The sequence below is a fragment of the Mesorhizobium sp. P2_D6 genome (genome assembly GCF_056404315.1).
In genome coordinates this window covers 333,048-349,606 of the sequence record NZ_JBFUEG010000002.1, presented here as the reverse complement: position 1 = coordinate 349,606, position 16,559 = coordinate 333,048, and the positions used below count along the sequence as shown (strand labels likewise).

Sequence of the window (16,559 nt, the reverse complement as noted above, 5' to 3'; positions counted from 1 at the left end):
CATTCCAACCTTGGAGAGCCCCATGTCGATCCTTCTCGTTACGTCCAGCCCGCGCGGCGCTGCCTCGCATTCGACCCGCATCGCCACCGAATTCGCTGAAAAGCTCCTCGCCGCCGATCCGTCGAACACGCTTGTCGTGCGCGACCTCGTCGCCAACCCGCTGCCGCATATCGACGCCGATTATTCGACCGGCATCTACACGCCCGTCGAAGCCCGCAGCCCGCGCCAGGCTGAAGTCGTCGGCGTCTCCGACGTCGCGCTCGACGAGCTGTTCGCCGCCGACACCGTGATCCTGGCCACCGGCTTCATCAACTTCAACATCTCCTCGACGCTGAAGTCGTGGGTCGACCACATCGCCCGTTCCGGCAGGAGCTTCTCTTACGGCGAGGGCGGCCCCAAGGGCCTCGTCACCGGCAAGAAGGTCTACATCGTGCTCGCTTCCGGCGGTATCTATTCCGAAGGCGCGGCCGTCCAGATGGACCACGCTGTCCCCTATCTGCGCTCGGTGCTCGGGTTCCTCGGCATGACCGATGTCGAAGTCATCCGTATCGAAGGCGTCGGCATGGGCGCCGATGCCGTTACCGCCGCGCTCGCCAAGGCGACAGCCAAGGTCGACGCCGTGGTGGCCGCGGGTGCTGCCGAGCGTGTTGCGGCGGCGGCGTAAAACGCAAGCCAGTCACTCACTTGAATTGAAAAAGGCAGGCGCCCATCGCCTGCCTTTTTTGTTGTCAACGCACCAGGCGCTAACAAGGGTGTGTTGAGATTCAGGTCAGGCCGAGCCGAGAATGGCTGTACCGAGAACCGGAGTGGAGCGTACTTTTCGTACGTGAGCATCGGAAGCGCAGGAAGCCGGCATTCGCAGGACGGCATCACCTGAATATCGACATACCTAGCCGAAAATCTTCTCGCCTTGCTCGTCGACGAGTTGGATGCCCTTCTTGATCGAGATGTCGACAGCGTCGTCAAGACCGGCGAAACGGTCGGCGCGGATGAAGCGGTGTTCCTTCATCACGCCGCCGATTTCCTTCGAAACCACGCCGCAAGTCTGGTACTGGCCATCAGCCTTGTAAGGTGTGGCGCTGATCAGAAAACCCTTGTGTTCGATCTGCTTTGCCGGAGCGGCGCTCTTGGGCTCGCCGGTGTCACTGCCGCCACCGCCGCCGAAAAGACGTTTCAGAAAAGACATGAGCAGCCTCCAACCGCAATCATCCCGCATCACATGGTGATGCGAGATGATTTTCACTAGCGGTCATCGGCTCAATCGGCAAGGGCCGCGGCTGCGCGGCCCGCTAATGCATGTCGCGCAAAAGTGCCCTGCGGTTTTGGGATAGCGACATGCACACAAACCAGCTCAGCCGCGCGACAGCGCCTCAAGAGCTTCGGCGGCGCCTTCCAGTATGGCGATCGCTTCGGCCTGCTTTTCGGCCGGCGCGTCGACGATTTCGCCGAGAGCGGCACGCAGCCGGTGGCGGACAGTGCGGAACTCGTCGCGGGCTTCCGAACGGGCGCCGCGGCCACGCCGTCCGCCTTCCTCGCCGTCGTCGTTCCAGCCGAACCACTCGCGCGCCTTGGCCATCTTGCGGCCGAAGCGCTCGAGATGCTCGAGCACGCCGTCGATCATTTCGCGATTTTCGGTGAGATGCACCTGGCCCGCCTCGGTGATCGAAAACACCTTCTTGTTGCCGTCGGCCGCAGAGGCGGCATAGCCGGCCTCTTCGAGGAAGGTCAGCGTCGGATAAACGACGCCCGGGCTTGGGCTGTAGATGCCGCTGGTGCGCTCTTCCAGCGCCTTGATGATGTCGTAGCCGTGGCGCGGCGCCTCGGCCAGCAGCGACAGCGTGATCAGCTTGAGATCGCCGTCGGCCAGCATGCGTCCGGCGCGAAACATGTCGCCCGGGCCGCCGCGTCCGCCGCCACGTCCGCCGTGACCGAATGGGCCGAAGCCGCCGCCGCGCCCGCCGAACTTGCCGGCCATATGGAGGAAAGCGCGCTCGGCGCGCTCGCCAAAGGGATGATGTCTGTGCATGGATTGCTCCTTGAGTTCTATCGTACGATATATCTTAAGTAGGCGTGCAGCATCGACGAGTCAAGATATATCTTACGATGTATCTAAGAGCGGCGCCAGAGCGGTTGATTTCACCGACGCTGACAGCTAGAAGGCGCGTGAGGGCTTTGCGCCTCTCCGTAAGCGTCTGACGTCAAGCAACGCATCCAACCCCGGTCCTTCCGGGCAATTCCGCCGGAATCCCGGCAGGAGTGGATGCCATGCGACGGACCGGATACTTCAGGGAAAATCCCAATGACCACGACCCGTAAGCGCGGCAAGCTGCCGGCCCGCTATGCTGCCATCGTCAGCCCACTGGTGCTGTCGCTGCTGATGACCTTCATCGTCTCGTTCATCTCGACGCTGAAAAGCCTTGGCCCTCAGCCCAACCTGCCCTCTGTCTGGCTCACCGCCTGGGGCTTGTCCTGGCTGGTGGCGTTTCCGACGCTGCTGCTTGTGTTGCCGGCCGTGCGACGCATCGTCGGCTGGGTATGCGAGCTGCCGGCCCGATAAGGCTCACGACGGCAGGCCCGAAGACAATTTCGGGCTTGCCCCCTTACCAACGTCCGTTGCGTCGATTCCAGGCATAGAGAAGGTCAGCAAAGCGATCATAGGCGAACCGCGTCAGCGGCAGCGCGACCGGATTGCCGAACAGCGCAGCCAGCCACCCCTCGCCCGGCGTCACCCTCCAGACGGCAAGCGCGACATCGGCGCCGACCAGCAGCTTGCCCTGATCATCCGTGGCATGCAGCCGGCGGCGGATGTCCTCCAGCGAGGCGCCGTAGCCGGCTAGAGCCGCCGGTTCGAGATTGATGTCACGAAACGCGATTCGGCCGGCCTTGATCGCCTCGATCAGCCGCCTTTTCTGCCTGGTGATGCCGCCATCGCAGACCGGGCAGCGCGTGTTGTACCAGACAGTCAGCAGAGCGCCCGCCATTAGCCGTGGTCGTGCCGGTGGTGCAGATCGGGATAGTGCGCGTGCGCATGACGCATCGGCACATGCCGATGCCGGTGCGAGTGCGGTTCTGTCACCATCCCATCATGATCGTGCTGGTGGTGCTCGTCATGCACATGACTATGCTCATGCTCAAGAGCCTGGTGATCATGCTCATGATCGTGGCGCTCGGACAGATGCAGCCACAGGCCTACGCCCATCAAAAGTCCGGCAATCACCAGCTTCAACGTCAGGGGCTCACCGAGGACAGACACGGCAAGCAGAGCGCCTATGAACGGCGCCAGCGAATAGTAGGCCCCTGTGCGTGCCGTGCCGAGATGGCGCAGCGCCAGGATGAACATAACCAGGCTGATGCCGATGGCGAAGAAACCGGCTGTCGCTGCCGCGGCGACGATGGACATAGCGGGCAATGATGCGCCGGCAATCAAGCCGAGCCCGACATTGACGATACCTGCCACCAGCCCCTTCAGCATGGCGATCACCACCGGGTCGGTAGCGGAGATTTTCCGGGTGAAATTGTTGTCCAGGCCCCATGCCAGGCAAGCTCCGGCAACCAGCAACGCGCCAAGGTTGAAGGCAACACCCTGGCCTTGCCATGACAACAGAACCGCACCGGCAAGGATGGCGAAGGCACCAAAAAGCAGTCGACGGTCGACATTCTCGCGGTAGATCAGCCAGGCTATCGCCATGGTAGCCAGCGCTTCGAGGTTGAGCAACAAAGCGGAGCTGGATGCGGTATTCAGTGTAAGGCCGAACATCAGAAGCACGGGGGCGACGATGCCACCCATACCGATCGCCAGCGCCAGCCATGGCATGTCCTTGCGGGCCAGTTGCGCTTCGCCGGCGGCTGCCTGCACGCCTCGAAGCAGGCGAAACACCGCCAGCCCTACACCCGCGCCGAGATAGAGCAGGCCCGCCAGCAGGAAGGGATTGACAGTATCAAGGAGCAGCTTGGATAGCGGCGGCGCCGCGCCAAACAAGGCGGCAGAGCCAAGCGCAAGCGGCACGCCGGGCCATAGATGCGAATGTGAGAGCGGTTCAGACATGACCCTCATTCTACCACGGCGCCGCGTCCCGTCTTCCCCTTGCGCGCCGCAAATCAGAAATCGTAGCCGAAGCGTTCGAAGTCTCTGACATAGAGCCGCCGCACGATCGCTTTCGCCTCCTCATCGTAGAGGGCGCGATAGTCGACCGGCGCCCCGACATTCGATCGCGGAAGCTCGCCGGGAAGGCCGAGCCGCTCGGCCAGGACATTGAACTGCTCGCCCAGCGTTTCGAAGCGCAGGACCTCGTCGATGATCAGCTTTCCATCCCTGTCCGAAATCCAGCTCGTCTGATCCACCCGCGCCAGCCGGTTCTTGCGTTCGAGGTAGCGCAGGAACGCCTTGAAGTCCCAGCGCTGCGCCTGGCGATGCCGGCGCCGCGAGGTTTTCCGGCGCAAATGCTGGTAGTTGGAAACGACCAGCTCGAAAGGGTTGCGCACCACGGCGAATTTGTAGGCGCCGTCATAGAGCCGGGAGGGCAATTTGCGCCGCAGCCAGGCGGCTCTGTCATGCTGCTTGAAATTGACCTTCTCCGGCGCTTCCGGCACCGGCAGACGCGACAGCAGACGCCGCCACGGCGTCGGCTTCGGCCTCAGGCACCATGGCCGCAGCGCACGGGTGATCGAGGTCCCCGCCGTCTTCGGGATATGGATGAAAATAAAGTTCTTCTCAAGCGAGAGGAGCATTTCCCCTCAATATCGGCAGATCAGGCGCCGTCAAGCGGCACCCCCATTGATCGCCCGGAAATGCTTCTGGCCTCGTTATTTCAAGCTACCTTCGCCTTATCCAAGCGAAGTGACGATCTCGCGATAGGCAAATTCCGGGAAAGCCTTGAGCGTTCGCGTCTTGACGCTGCCGCCAGTCGCCAGCATCAGCGCAAAGCGCGCCAGCACCGCATCGTCGGGCGCTTCGACTACGGCCACCATGTCGCATTCGCCCATCGTGAGATAAAACGCCTTGAACGATCCACCCATGTCAGCCAGTTGCTTCTTGGCGGCATCGAGCCGCTTCGGCGACTCGCGCACATTCCTCGCGCCCTGTTCGGTCCAGTTCATCAAAAGGATGTAGGTTGTCATCGCATACCTCCCTCCGGCGCCACGGAGCACGGCTCAGGTCGTGGACCTGCGCCGGGGCGAACATCCGGCTTGTCACCCAGAACACGCATCCGACGGGGAAGTATCCGCCCGCAGCGAGCTTCGTGCAAGGACCGTCGCGCCAGCCCCATTGATGCGTGAAGGCGATTTCTCCAAGCGCCAAGGCGGCGGCATGGTGACGACCGCAAACTGTCAGCGCCGACCAGGGAAAGCCGGTTTAATAATCCGCCTGACTACGGCAATCTCCGTTCGTGGCCATCGACCTGGCGGAAATCCCCGCCGATCCAGCCATTGGAGAGTTTCATGCGCGAGAGCATCGACCTGCCGCCCGGACAGATCGAAATTCCTGCCGCATGGACTGGCGAGGAAATAGCGAAGCATCCTGAAAATTGGCTGGTCGAATTGGACAAGCAGGATGTCGCGGAACTGGAATTGGCGGCAACCGGCTTTCTCGCCCGCTCGCAAGATATCGGCAGCCTGAGCAAGGCCGATTTCCCCTTGCCCCGGCTTGCCGGCCATCTCGCCGCCCTTCGTGAAAAACTCATCGCAGGCATAGGGTTCGAGGTGCTTCGCGGCCTTCCGGTCGAGACATATTCCGCGCAAATGGCGGCAACGATCTTCTGCGGGATTGGCGCGCATCTGGGAAGCGCACGGTCGCAGAATGCCCAGGGCCATATACTCGGCCATGTCCGCGACACAGGCGCCGACGCCAGGGACGCCACGACACGCATCTACCAGACGGCGGAGCGCCAGACATTTCACACCGACTCCGCCGACGTCGTCGGTCTGCTCTGCCTTAGAGATGCCATGCAAGGTGGCGAGTCCCTGCTGGTCAGCACGGTGACGATCTACAACGAGATGCGCAAACGACGGCCTGATCTGGTCCGCCTGCTGTTTGATCCGATTGCTACAGACCGGCGCGGCGAGGTACCCGAAGGCGAAAAGCCCTACTTCGAAATCCCAGTCCTCAACTGGCACGCGAGACTGCTGACCGGCATTTATCAACGCCAGTACATCGACAGCGCGCAGCGCTTCCCGGATGCCATGCGGCTGAGCCCCGCGCATGTCGAGGCGCTGGATCTCTTCGACAGCCTTGCCAATGACCCGAAGCTAAACCTGTCGATGCGGCTGCGGCCCGGCGACATGCAGTTTGTCTACAACCATTCATTGCTTCACGACCGCATGGGTTTTCGCGATTGGCCAGACTCCGACAAGCGGCGCCATATGCTGCGCCTGTGGCTGTCGATTCCCGGCGACCGCCCGCTGCCCGAGTGCTTCAGGCAGCGTTACGGCTCAATAGAAGTTGGCGACCGAGGCGGCATCATCGTCAAGGGGACGCGGCTGAACGTGCCGTTGTAGAGCAATTCGATGAACCACTTGAAACGAAAAGGGCGCCTCGATGGGCGCCCTTAATTTCCTTGCAATCGGCGAGTGTCAGCTGTCGAGGAAGCTGCGCAGCTTGCGCGACCTGCTCGGGTGCTTGAGCTTGCGCAGCGCCTTGGCTTCGATCTGGCGGATACGCTCGCGGGTGACCGAGAACTGCTGGCCGACTTCTTCCAACGTGTGGTCGGTGTTCATGCCGATGCCGAAACGCATGCGCAGCACGCGCTCTTCGCGCGGCGTCAGCGAGGCCAGCACGCGCGTGGTCGTTTCGCGCAGATTGGCCTGGATCGCCGCGTCGATCGGCAGGATCGCCATCTTGTCCTCGATGAAATCGCCGAGATGCGAATCCTCCTCGTCGCCGACCGGCGTTTCGAGCGAGATCGGCTCCTTGGCGATCTTCAGCACCTTGCGCACTTTTTCGAGCGGCATTGCGAGCTTTTCGGCCAGTTCCTCAGGCGTCGGCTCGCGGCCGATCTCGTGCAGCATCTGGCGCGAGGTCCGCACGATCTTGTTGATCGTTTCGATCATGTGCACCGGAATGCGGATGGTGCGCGCCTGGTCGGCGATCGAACGCGTGATCGCCTGCCGGATCCACCATGTCGCGTAGGTCGAGAACTTATAACCGCGGCGGTATTCGAATTTGTCGACCGCCTTCATCAGGCCGATATTGCCTTCCTGGATCAGGTCGAGGAACTGCAGGCCGCGATTGGTGTACTTCTTGGCGATCGAGATGACGAGACGCAGATTGGCCTCGACCATTTCCTTCTTGGCGATCGCGGCTTCGCGCTCACCTTTCTGCACCTGATTGACGATCTTGCGGAATTCCAGGATCGAGATCGCCGTTTCGGTGGCGAGGTTCTGGATCTCCGAACGCAGCTCCTTGATCGCGTCCTTCTCGTTCTTGGTGAATTCCTTCCAGCCGCGCGAGGTAAGATTGCCGATCGAGCGCGTCCAGTTCGGATCGAGCTCGGAACCCTGATATTCCTTCAGGAACTCCTCGCGGCGCACGCCATAGCTTTCGGCCAGGCGCAGCAGCTTGCCTTCGTTCTGCACCAGGCGCTTGTTGATGTCGTAGAGCTGCTCGACCAGCGCCTCGATGCGCGCGGTGTTGAGCGACAGCGACTTCACCGCCTTGATCAGCTGATCCTTCAGCTCCTTCAGGCGGCGGTCCTGGCTGGGCGACAACGTGCCGGCGGCGGCCAGACGGTTCTCGACCTGCTGGTCCTGCAGCTTGCGCAGCTTCTTGTAGGTGTCGGCGATGACGTCGAGCGTCTCCATCACCTGCGGACGCAATTCCGCTTCCATCGCGGCCAGCGACAGGCTGGCCTCGTCCTCGTCTTCCTCGTCGTCATCGACCAGGCCGCGCGTATCGGTGCCGACATTGGTGATGTCGTCTTCGTCTTCACGGCTGCCGCGGCGTGGCTTTTCCTCGGGCTTCGGGGCCTCCTCGATGCGCTCCACCACCGGCGCCTGCTTGGCTTCGGGGCCGGCATAGGTGGCTTCGAGGTCGATGATCTCGCGCAGCAGGATCTTGGATTCGTTGAGCTCGTCGCGCCAGATGATGATGGCCTGGAAGGTCAGCGGGCTTTCGCAGAGGCCCGCGATCATCGTCTCGCGGCCGGCCTCGATGCGCTTGGCGATCGCGATTTCGCCCTCGCGCGACAGGAGCTCGACCGAGCCCATTTCGCGCAGATACATGCGCACCGGATCATCGGTGCGGTCGGTCGGCTCTTTCTTGGTGGTCGTGGCGGCGACGGCGGTGCCGGTCTGCTCGGCCAGTTCGTTGGCGTCTTCCTCGGCATCGGCATTGCTGTCGGCGGCCTCGGGCTCCTCGCCCTGGTCGTCGTCCTCGACCACGTTGATGCCCATGTCGGACAGCATTGCATTGATGTCTTCGATGCGATCCGGATCGGTCTCTTCCGACGGCAGCACCGCATTCAGCTCGTCAAGGGTCACATAGCCGCGCTTCTTGGCGGCCTTGATCATCTTCTTGACAGCATCATCGGAAAGGTCGAGCAGCGGGCCATCGGTGGCGCCTTCACGTTCGGTCTCGACCTCTTCCTTTTCCTTTGTCGCCATAGTCTTTATCTTCTCCTAGCGGCCGAACATCGAAGCCGCGTAAGCTGCCGCACCGGTCAAATTATGCGCTCGTGACGAAACGCGCTTCACCGGGCCGGTAACCGCATCAACTCTTTTGTTTGGTTCATATCGTGCCCCAAAACCGGTTTTCACTTTTGGGCGACATGCATTAAGTCCAGATTAACCCTGATATCTGTGGCAGGCTAACAGCCTGTCCAGTGATCAGCACCTCACATCGCTGCATTTCCCATCGACGCCGGCACGGGTTAAGGTTTCGAATCGTCCTGATTCCGTCATTCTGCCAGAAGGTCAAGCGCCTCTCGCATGATTCGCATCAAAAAAGCGAATCAATTACCCGACTTAGAGGCGTCGATTCGACGCGCAGCACGTTTCAACTTCACTCTTGCGCAGGTTTCAACCTACACGCGTCCAGCCTTGCCCGAGGACACGCCGAACCCTTCGATCAGCGCTTCCGTTGCCTGCACATCACGAAATTGCGCCTGAATCTCGACGAGATGCCGGTAGTTTTCGTCTGTGGGATCGCTGGCGAGCGCTGCTTCCGCCTGCTTGAGCTCCTTATGTAAGGTGCGCGCGCTGCGCTGCAAGTGCAGCGCCTGGTTGAAGGCGTCACGGGCATCGTCAAGGGCGGCGGTTTCCAGCGCCGGCCATTGCCGGGCGCGTTTGATCAGCATCACCGCCCGCTCCCAGATATCGCTGCAGCCGGCGCGCTCGATCGTGGCGATCACCGCGTCGCGGTCATTGGCCATGTCATGCGCCATGGCATCGAGGATGGCGGCGTGCAGCCGCTGCAGATCGGTGTTGGCGAGATCGAGGAACTCGACATGGGCGAAATTCTCGTCGATCAGCGCGGGATGGTTGACCAGCGCCACGATGATCGTCGCCTCCCGCACCGACATCATCTCGCCGCCGCGCTTGACCATGGCGGAGCGGCCGAGGCTTTCGGTGATCGCGGCGCGCGCGCCAACGCCGCTGCCTTTCGCGAACTGGCCGCCGGGTGCCGGTGTTTTGCCCTGCCCCGGTTTCCAGTCCTGACGACCCTGGCGGGCACTGCGCTGCGAGCCGAAGAAGTTCAGCACGCGCTCGCGCATCTCCTGCTGGTAGTGGTAGCGCAGGCTCTCGTCGCGGATGCGGCCGGTCAGTTCGCGCAGCGTCTTTTCCAGCTCCGCCCGCCGCTCCGGCGTGTCGAAGACGCCGCCTGCCGTCTCGCGCATCCAGAGCAGGTCGGCCAGCGGCCGCGCTTCGGCAAGCACGGCGCGAAAGGCGTCCGGCCCTTCGGCCTTGACCAGATCGTCGGGGTCCTTGCCCTCGGGCAGCAGGGCAAAGCGCGCCGAGCGTCCCGGCTGGATCGACGGCAGCGCCATGTCGGCGGCGCGCCACGCCGCCTTCAGCCCGGCCTGGTCGCCGTCGAAGCAAAGCATCGGCTCGGGCGCCATGCGCCACAGAAGTTCAAGCTGGTTTTCGGTGAGCGCGGTGCCGAGCGGCGCCACGGCATTTTCGAAGCCGGCCTGCGCCAGCGCAATGACGTCCATATAGCCTTCAACGGCAATCACCGTACCGCCCTTTGCGAGCGCTTTGCGGGCGCGGGCGAAATTGTAGAGCACATTGCCCTTGTGGAAGAGCTCGGTGTCGGGCGAGTTCATGTATTTGGCCAGCGCATCGGCGGCCAGCGCGCGGCCGCCGAAGGCGATGATCTTGCCGCGCGAATCCGGGATCGGGAACATGATCCTGTCGCGGAACCAGTCATAGGAGACCGGGATGTCGTCGCCATGGCGCACCAGCCCGCAGGCCTCAATATCGGCCTTGGGCACGCCCTTGGCGGCAAGATGCTCCTTCAGCGCGTTGCGGCTGTCCGGCGCAAAGCCCAGCCGGAACGATTGCTGCGTCGCCGGCGTCAGCCCGCGGTCCCTGAGATAGGCGCGCGCCTTGGCGCCTTCCGGTCCCTGCAGCCGCTCCTGGAAGAAAGCGGTCGCCATCTCCATGACGTCGGTCAGGCTGGCGCGTTCCTTCTCGCGCTGTTCCTCCCGTTCGTCGCGCACCGGCATCGGCACGCCGGCCATCTCGGCGATCTTCTCGACCGCTTCGGGAAAACTCATGCCGTCGAGTTCGGTCAGGAATTTGAAATGATCGCCCGACACCGAGCAGCCGAAGCAGTGGTAGCGGCCCTTCTTGTCCTCGCAGTGAAAGGATGGGCTCTTCTCGCCATGGAACGGGCAGCACGCCCAATAGTCGCCGCGCGACGCGTTGGTCTTCTTCCTGTCCCACGCGACGCGCTGGCCGATAACCGATGAAATCGGCACACGGTCGCGTATCTCGTCGAGAAAGGCGGGTGGAAAGCGCATCGGGGAACTCGTTTCCCCAACATATAATCATGCCGGCGAAATCCGACGACCCCGAATACCGGCCATACCCGGTTTCCACAGGCAAAAAGAAAGGCGGCCGTTGCCGGCCGCCTGCCTCCTTTCAAGCTCCAGCAGTGCGCTGGTAGGCTCACTGCGCGGCAATGGCGCCGAAGATGATGCCGGACAGGATGCTCACCAGCACATAGTCGTTGCCGACGCGGATCCATTCCTGGCCGCGGCCGGGACGATGCAGGCCATATCGTCCATAGTCGCGGATCGGCTGGTGCTGCCTCCAGCTGGAATATTTCTGGCCATTGCGCCAATGGTTCCGCTTCACGACCACTTTCTTTTCGAAACGCTTATGGATCACGCGCTTCTGGCTGGTGGGCTTCTGCCAGTCGACGTTGGTGTAGTTCGACTGCGGTGCAGCCGGCGTGTTCGTCGGTGCGGCCTGGCCGGTAAGCGAAGTCGCGGCCAGCATCGAGAAAGCGAGGGCGGAAAGAACAATGCGTTTCATAACGGGGCTCCTTGGTTGTTGATGCCCAGGGAATAGCCCCCGAAGGATGAACTGAAACTGAACGTCAGCATTACAATTATGTAATGAAATCATTCGCTTATATCAGATATTTGAAGATCATCACAAAGGTTGTCGCCAAAGGCGCGGCAAACTTCGCCAGTCCACTGCCGTGCCATGAACCCGCCGTGCAGTCGTCTGCGCGTCCGTCTATTTTCCGACACGGCCTGTCGCGTCGCGACCGCCCTTGGAATCGACAAATTTTATTATCCGGCTAAAATATTCCAGCTAATATTAAGCGACTGTCATGACCATGATTCGCATCCTCGTTGTCCCCTCCAGGCGTCGCGCTGTCAGCATCGCGCGTCCTGTCCGCATGCAGGCGTTGACATGAGCGGTTCGGTCGTTCTCCTGCATCTGGCCGGCGCCGTGGCGTTGATGCTGTTCGCCACCCGGATGGTCAAGACCGGCGTCGAGCGCGCCTATGGCGACGTGCTGCGCCACCGGCTGCGCGCCACCATGCGCAATCCGATCATGGCGGTGCTGGCCGGCTGCGGCCTGTCGGTCGCGCTGCAGAGCTCGACCGCGGTCACGCTTCTCGTCGGCTCCTTCGCCGGCGCAGGCATCGTGTCGGGCATGTCGGGCCAGTTGGCGGTGCGCGGCGCCGAGATCGGCTCGGCGCTGGTGGTCAAGCTCTTGACCTTCGATCTGACGCTGCTGGTGCCGATCTGCCTTGTCGCCGGCACCGTCATGTTCATGGCGACCGAGCGGCGCGACTGGCGCCAGTCCGGCCGCATTCTGGTCGGCATCGGCCTTTTGCTTCTGTCGCTGGAGATGATCGGCCAGGCGTCCGAGCCGCTGCGCCAGAGCACGCTGATGCCGCTCATCGTCAACTACTTCTCCGGCGATTTCGTCACCGCCTACCTGCTTGCAGCCCTCATCACCTGGCTGTTCCACTCCTCGATCGCCGCGGTGCTGCTTTTGGTGACACTGGCCGGCCGCGGTTTCATCCCGCCGGAACTCGGCATCGTGCTGGTGCTCGGCGTCAATCTCGGCTCGTCGATCATCGCGCCGCTGCTCACCCGCAACGCCGAGCCTGGCGTGCGCGTCGTGCCAATCGGCAATCTGTTGATGCGCGGCATGGGCTCGCTGGTGATGCTGATCCTGTTCATGACGCTGAAGCCGCCGGTCGCCTTCCTCGGCGCCACCGTGCCCGACCAGATCGTCAACGCCCACATCCTCTTCAATGTGCTGATCCTGCTCGCCGGCCTGCCGCTGGCCAGTCTGGTCTATCGCGTTTCGGAGAAGATCGTGGCGATGGGCACCAAGTCCGAACCGGCCGCAGCTCTCGACGTCATCGAGCTTTCCGCGCTCAACGACAGCGCGCTGGACGTGCCGAGCCAGGCGCTGGCCAATGCCACCCGCGAGGTGGTGCGGGTCTGCGAAACGGTCGAGATCATGCTGAAGCGCATCATCGAACTCTACGAGAGCGCCGACGCCGACAAGATCAAGGCGCTGGCCGCACTTGACGACCGTGTCGACAGGAAGCACGCGGCGATCAAGCTTTATCTGGCCAAACTGACCAGGAACTCGCTCACAGAGGACGAGGCCCTCCGCTGCCAGGAATTGATCGGTGCCTGCGTCAAGCTCGAGCAGGTCGGCGACATCATCGTGCGCAACATGCTGGTGCATGTGAAGAAGAAGCTTGAGCGCGGGCTGGAGTTCACGCCCGAAGGCTGGCGCGAACTCAGCGCCTTCCATGCCTCGGTGCTGGCCAATGCCAGGCTCGCCTTCAATGTGCTGGTGTCCCGCGACCCCGAGGCCGCGCGCCAACTGGTGCTGGAAAAGGACCGACTGCGCGACCGCGAGAAGGAAACCAGCGCCAGCCATTTCGTGCGCCTGCGCGACGGCACCGCCAAGAGCGTCGAGACCAGCTCCATCCACCTCGACACCATCCGCGACCTCAAGCAGATCAACTCGCTGCTGGCCTCGATGGCCTATCCGGTGCTGGAAGAGCGCGGCCTGCTTGGTGGGTCGCGGCTGAAGGCCAGCTGAGCCCAAACAAGCGCCTGCTGCGGCGAAATTAGTCTTTGCGCGCCCAGCCCTCCCTCGGCTAAGCATCGGGTCAGTCCACCGGAGGATAGTCTTTGGATACCCATTCGCGCAGCTTTGCCAAGGCGCTTTCTTGGCGCGCCACCGGCACCATCGACACGATGATCATCTCGCTCGTCATCACCGGCAGCATCAAGCTTGCCGCGGCCATCGGCGCCACCGAGGTCGTCACCAAATCCTTGCTGTATTACCTTCATGAGCGGGCGTGGCTGAAAATCCCCTACGGCAGGAAGAACGCCGCTTAGACTTGGCGGGTGCCGCCAGCTGGGATGGGCCAGATCAAGAAAACCTAAAGCGGCGTCGACAATTTCTGCATTGCCGGCAGGCGCCATCCATGATTTGAGGCGGCCTCGTCTCAGGATCGCTTCCGCGCCATGCTTCCGCTCATTGCCCTGTTCATCGCCGCCTTCGCTTTCGGCACCACCGAATTCGTCATCGCCGGTGTATTGCCGCAAGTGGCCGACGGCCTCGGCGTTTCGATCCCGACCTCCGGCTATCTCGTCTCCGGCTATGCAGGCGGCATCGCGGTTGGCGGGCCGTTGCTGGCGCTCGCCACCAAAGGCATTTCCCGCAAAACCCTGCTGCTTTGCCTGACCGTCGCCTTCACCATCGGCCAGGCCGCCTGCGCGCTGGCGCCCGATTTTGCCTCGATGCTGCTCCTGCGCATAGCGGTCGCCGTCGCGCACGGAGCCTATTTCGGCGTCGCCATGGTGGTGGCCGTCGGCCTTGTGCCCGAGGACAAGCGCGGCATGGCTGTCGCCGTCATCCTCTCCGGCCTCACCGTTTCCAACGTCATCGGCGTGCCGGCCGGCACCGCGATCGGCAATCTCTGGGGCTGGCGCGCCACCTTCTGGGTGATGTGCGCGCTTGGCGTGGTGGCGTTTGCCGCCATGGCCGCCCTCCTGCCGCGCAAAACAGGCGCATCGCGTCCGTCCGCCAGTCTTGGCAGCGAGGTGCGGGTGCTGGCGCGCCAGCAGGTCTGGACTTCGCTCATCCTGATGCTGATGCTGATGATCGGGCAGTTCGGCCTGTTCACCTACATCACCCCGACGCTGCTTGAAGTGACCCATCTCGACGAAAACCTGATCCCCTGGGTGCTGCTGCTCAACGGCGTCGGCGCCACCATCGGCGTCTTCCTCGGCGGCAAGCTTTCCGACTGGAAGCTGATGCCGTCGCTGATCACCATGCTTGCCCTGCAGGCGGTGATGCTTGGCGTGATCTATGCCGTCAGCCCCTACCCGCTGCCGATGGTCATCGCCATCGTCATTTGGGGTGGCCTCAACTTCGCCATCGGCACGCCGATCCAGACCCGCATCCTGACCTGGACGGCGGACGCCTCCAACCTCGCCTCATCGCTCATCCCCTCGGGCTTCAACGTCGGCATCGCGCTTGCGGCATCGCTGGGTGCGGCCATGCTTAATGCCGGCTATGGCTATCGCAGCCTGCCGGTTGTGGGCGCCGCGGCCATGCTGGTCGCGGTGGCGGCGGCGCTGGCCTCCTACATCTGGGAGGGACGCAGCCGGGCAGCCCCGCCGCTGCCGGCCGCAGCCGAATAGCAGCACCGATCGCCATTGGCTCCATCAGACCGGAGCGGGCGCGTGTCCTGGGCTGCCCGCAAGGATCGACACGAGGCTGCGCAGGCCCTGTTCGAGTCTTTCGCGGCTAGCCGCCGCGCCGAGCGCCAGGCGCACGCCGTTGGCGCCATCGGGTATAACGGAAAACTCCTCTGCCGGACTAAGCGCCAATCCTCGCCGCCGTGCGAGATCGGCGAGTTCCAAAGAACCCAACCGCCCGTCGAGCGGATACCAAAGATGCAGGCTGGATGGCGCCGAGGCAAACCCTCGGGGCAGGATCATGTGCGCCACCTCCAGTCTCGCTTGCGCTTCGACGCGCACCGCGGTGGTGATCTCGACGGCAAGGCCATTGCGTATCCATTCGCAGGCAAGGCCAGTCATCAGCGGCGGGGCCATAATCGTGGTCCCGCGGATTGCTTCGGCTATCGGCTCGATGGTCTCGGCGCCCGGCCCCACCAAAAACGCGGTGCGCAGGAACGGGGAGACGCATTTCGCCATCGTCGCGATATGGATGGTGCGCTCGGGCGCTAGGCTTAGGAAGGACGGCGGATACGCTGCAACCAGGGGGCTGTACGGATCGTCCTCGATGATGGTCAGACCCAGCCTGCCTGCCACCCGCGCCAGATCGCGGCGTCGACCCTCAGGCATGACCAGCGCCGACGGATTGTGCATCGTCGGATTGAGATAGAGGACGCGGGCGCCGTGCCGCCGCACCGCGTCCTCGAGATAGTCCGGCCGCATGCCTTGATCGTCACGTCCCACACCGGCCAGTTCGCGCTTCGTCGTCCTGGCAAGCGCTTTCAGGCCCGGATAGGTCAGCGCATCGGTGACGACGGTGTCGCCCTCGCGGGTTTGCGACAGAAGAACGGCTGCCAGCAAAGCCTGCGCGCCTGAACCGACAACCACACGATCGACCGGCAGCCTGTCGCCGGATGCAGAGAGCCACGCGGAACCGGCGGCACGCTCGGCGGGCGAGCCTGGCCCGGGATGGTAGGCCAGAAGCGCCTCCGCGCTCGAACGGCGCAGCAGTCCGTCTATGCCGCTGCGGATCAATGCCGGCAGGCTGAGGCCCGCAGGCGCAGGCGGGATGTTCATGCTCAGATCCAGGATCGGTTCCTCGGCCTCGCCGGGCGTGACGAACGTGCCGCGCCCCGCGGCAGCGTCGATGAGATTGCGGCGGCGCGCCTCGGTGAACGCTCTCGTGACGGTGGTCAGATCGACCCCCAGCAACCGGGCCAGCTCACGCTGCGGCGGCAATCTGTCCCCTGGCTGCAGGCGACCGGTCGAGCGGGCGTCGGCAAGCGCGTCGACGATCCTGAGATAGATCGGCCCGGAGCCATCTCCCAACGCGGAAAACCATCCGAACTCGCCGTCACCAGTCATCCTGCTACCGCCTTCATT

The 16,559-nt window shown here is 63.2% G+C and carries 16 protein-coding genes; 6 read left to right on the top strand and 10 right to left on the bottom strand.

What is annotated here, in order from left to right:
* Positions 1-22: 22 nt before the first annotated feature.
* Positions 23-664: an FMN-dependent NADH-azoreductase gene (locus AC1D1L_RS04895; RefSeq protein WP_477339255.1), complete on the top strand. Its 642-nt coding sequence runs from the start codon at positions 23-25 to the stop codon at positions 662-664.
* Between the two features lie 225 nt (positions 665-889).
* On the opposite strand, the gene AC1D1L_RS04890 is transcribed toward AC1D1L_RS04895, so the two are convergent.
* Together AC1D1L_RS04890 and AC1D1L_RS04885 are read right to left on the bottom strand one after the other, a co-directional pair.
* Complete coding sequence (locus AC1D1L_RS04890; RefSeq protein ID WP_436260952.1) at positions 890-1,186, bottom strand: HlyU family transcriptional regulator; 297 nt, start codon at positions 1,184-1,186, stop codon at positions 890-892.
* A gap of 165 nt (positions 1,187-1,351) precedes the next feature.
* Positions 1,352-2,026, bottom strand: a complete 675-nt coding sequence (locus AC1D1L_RS04885; protein WP_477339253.1) for a PadR family transcriptional regulator — start codon at positions 2,024-2,026, stop codon at positions 1,352-1,354.
* 273 nt (positions 2,027-2,299) lie between these two features.
* Here AC1D1L_RS04885 and AC1D1L_RS04880 point away from each other — a divergent pair, with 273 nt between their 5' ends.
* Positions 2,300-2,557 carry a DUF2798 domain-containing protein gene (locus AC1D1L_RS04880; RefSeq protein ID WP_477339251.1) on the top strand — a complete coding sequence of 86 codons (258 nt, stop codon included), beginning with the start codon at positions 2,300-2,302 and terminating at the stop codon, positions 2,555-2,557.
* Positions 2,558-2,600: 43 nt separating this feature from the next.
* On the opposite strand, the gene AC1D1L_RS04875 is transcribed toward AC1D1L_RS04880, so the two are convergent.
* The 4 genes from AC1D1L_RS04875 to AC1D1L_RS04860 all read right to left on the bottom strand — a co-directional run bounded on the left by AC1D1L_RS04875 (position 2,601) and on the right by AC1D1L_RS04860 (position 5,118).
* Positions 2,601-2,981, bottom strand: a complete 381-nt coding sequence (locus tag AC1D1L_RS04875) for a thiol-disulfide oxidoreductase DCC family protein (protein WP_477339249.1) — start codon at positions 2,979-2,981, stop codon at positions 2,601-2,603.
* Positions 2,981-4,045 carry a DMT family transporter gene (locus tag AC1D1L_RS04870; RefSeq protein WP_477339247.1) on the bottom strand — a complete coding sequence of 355 codons (1,065 nt, stop codon included), beginning with the start codon at positions 4,043-4,045 and terminating at the stop codon, positions 2,981-2,983. The genes AC1D1L_RS04875 and AC1D1L_RS04870 overlap by 1 nt, the downstream gene beginning before the upstream one ends.
* Positions 4,046-4,098: 53 nt before the next feature.
* Positions 4,099-4,728 carry a sulfotransferase family 2 domain-containing protein gene (locus AC1D1L_RS04865; protein ID WP_477339245.1) on the bottom strand — a complete coding sequence of 210 codons (630 nt, stop codon included), beginning with the start codon at positions 4,726-4,728 and terminating at the stop codon, positions 4,099-4,101.
* A 96-nt stretch (positions 4,729-4,824) separates the two neighbouring features.
* Complete coding sequence (locus AC1D1L_RS04860; RefSeq protein WP_352589676.1) at positions 4,825-5,118, bottom strand: GYD domain-containing protein; 294 nt, start codon at positions 5,116-5,118, stop codon at positions 4,825-4,827.
* A 321-nt stretch (positions 5,119-5,439) separates the two neighbouring features.
* On the opposite strand from AC1D1L_RS04860, the gene AC1D1L_RS04855 reads away from it, so the two are divergent.
* Positions 5,440-6,495 carry a TauD/TfdA family dioxygenase gene (locus AC1D1L_RS04855; RefSeq protein ID WP_477339242.1) on the top strand — a complete coding sequence of 352 codons (1,056 nt, stop codon included), beginning with the start codon at positions 5,440-5,442 and terminating at the stop codon, positions 6,493-6,495.
* Between the two features lie 75 nt (positions 6,496-6,570).
* Here the strand turns inward: AC1D1L_RS04855 and rpoD are convergent, their stop codons facing one another.
* From rpoD to AC1D1L_RS04840, 3 genes are all read right to left on the bottom strand, one after another.
* Positions 6,571-8,598: an RNA polymerase sigma factor RpoD gene (gene rpoD / locus AC1D1L_RS04850; protein ID WP_352589682.1), complete on the bottom strand. Its 2,028-nt coding sequence runs from the start codon at positions 8,596-8,598 to the stop codon at positions 6,571-6,573.
* A 419-nt stretch (positions 8,599-9,017) separates the two neighbouring features.
* The gene (gene dnaG, locus AC1D1L_RS04845; protein ID WP_477339240.1) at positions 9,018-10,958 is read right to left on the bottom strand and encodes a DNA primase; all 1,941 of its coding nucleotides are present in this window, start codon (positions 10,956-10,958) and stop codon (positions 9,018-9,020) included.
* Positions 10,959-11,106: 148 nt separating this feature from the next.
* Entirely contained in the window at positions 11,107-11,475 is a 369-nt protein-coding gene (locus AC1D1L_RS04840; RefSeq protein ID WP_477339238.1) for an RcnB family protein, read from the bottom strand.
* Positions 11,476-11,862: 387 nt separating this feature from the next.
* On the opposite strand from AC1D1L_RS04840, the gene AC1D1L_RS04835 reads away from it, so the two are divergent.
* From AC1D1L_RS04835 to AC1D1L_RS04825, 3 genes are all read left to right on the top strand, one after another.
* Entirely contained in the window at positions 11,863-13,527 is a 1,665-nt protein-coding gene (locus tag AC1D1L_RS04835) for a Na/Pi cotransporter family protein (protein WP_192260027.1), read from the top strand.
* Positions 13,528-13,619: 92 nt separating this feature from the next.
* The gene (locus tag AC1D1L_RS04830; protein ID WP_142866937.1) at positions 13,620-13,829 is read left to right on the top strand and encodes a DUF2061 domain-containing protein; all 210 of its coding nucleotides are present in this window, start codon (positions 13,620-13,622) and stop codon (positions 13,827-13,829) included.
* Positions 13,830-13,958: 129 nt separating this feature from the next.
* Entirely contained in the window at positions 13,959-15,140 is a 1,182-nt protein-coding gene (locus AC1D1L_RS04825) for an MFS transporter (protein WP_477339236.1), read from the top strand.
* A 24-nt stretch (positions 15,141-15,164) separates the two neighbouring features.
* Here the strand turns inward: AC1D1L_RS04825 and AC1D1L_RS04820 are convergent, their stop codons facing one another.
* On the bottom strand, positions 15,165-16,541 hold the full coding sequence (locus tag AC1D1L_RS04820; protein WP_477339234.1) for an aminotransferase-like domain-containing protein: 1,377 nt from the start codon (positions 16,539-16,541) through the stop codon (positions 15,165-15,167).
* Positions 16,542-16,559: the final 18 nt, after the last annotated feature.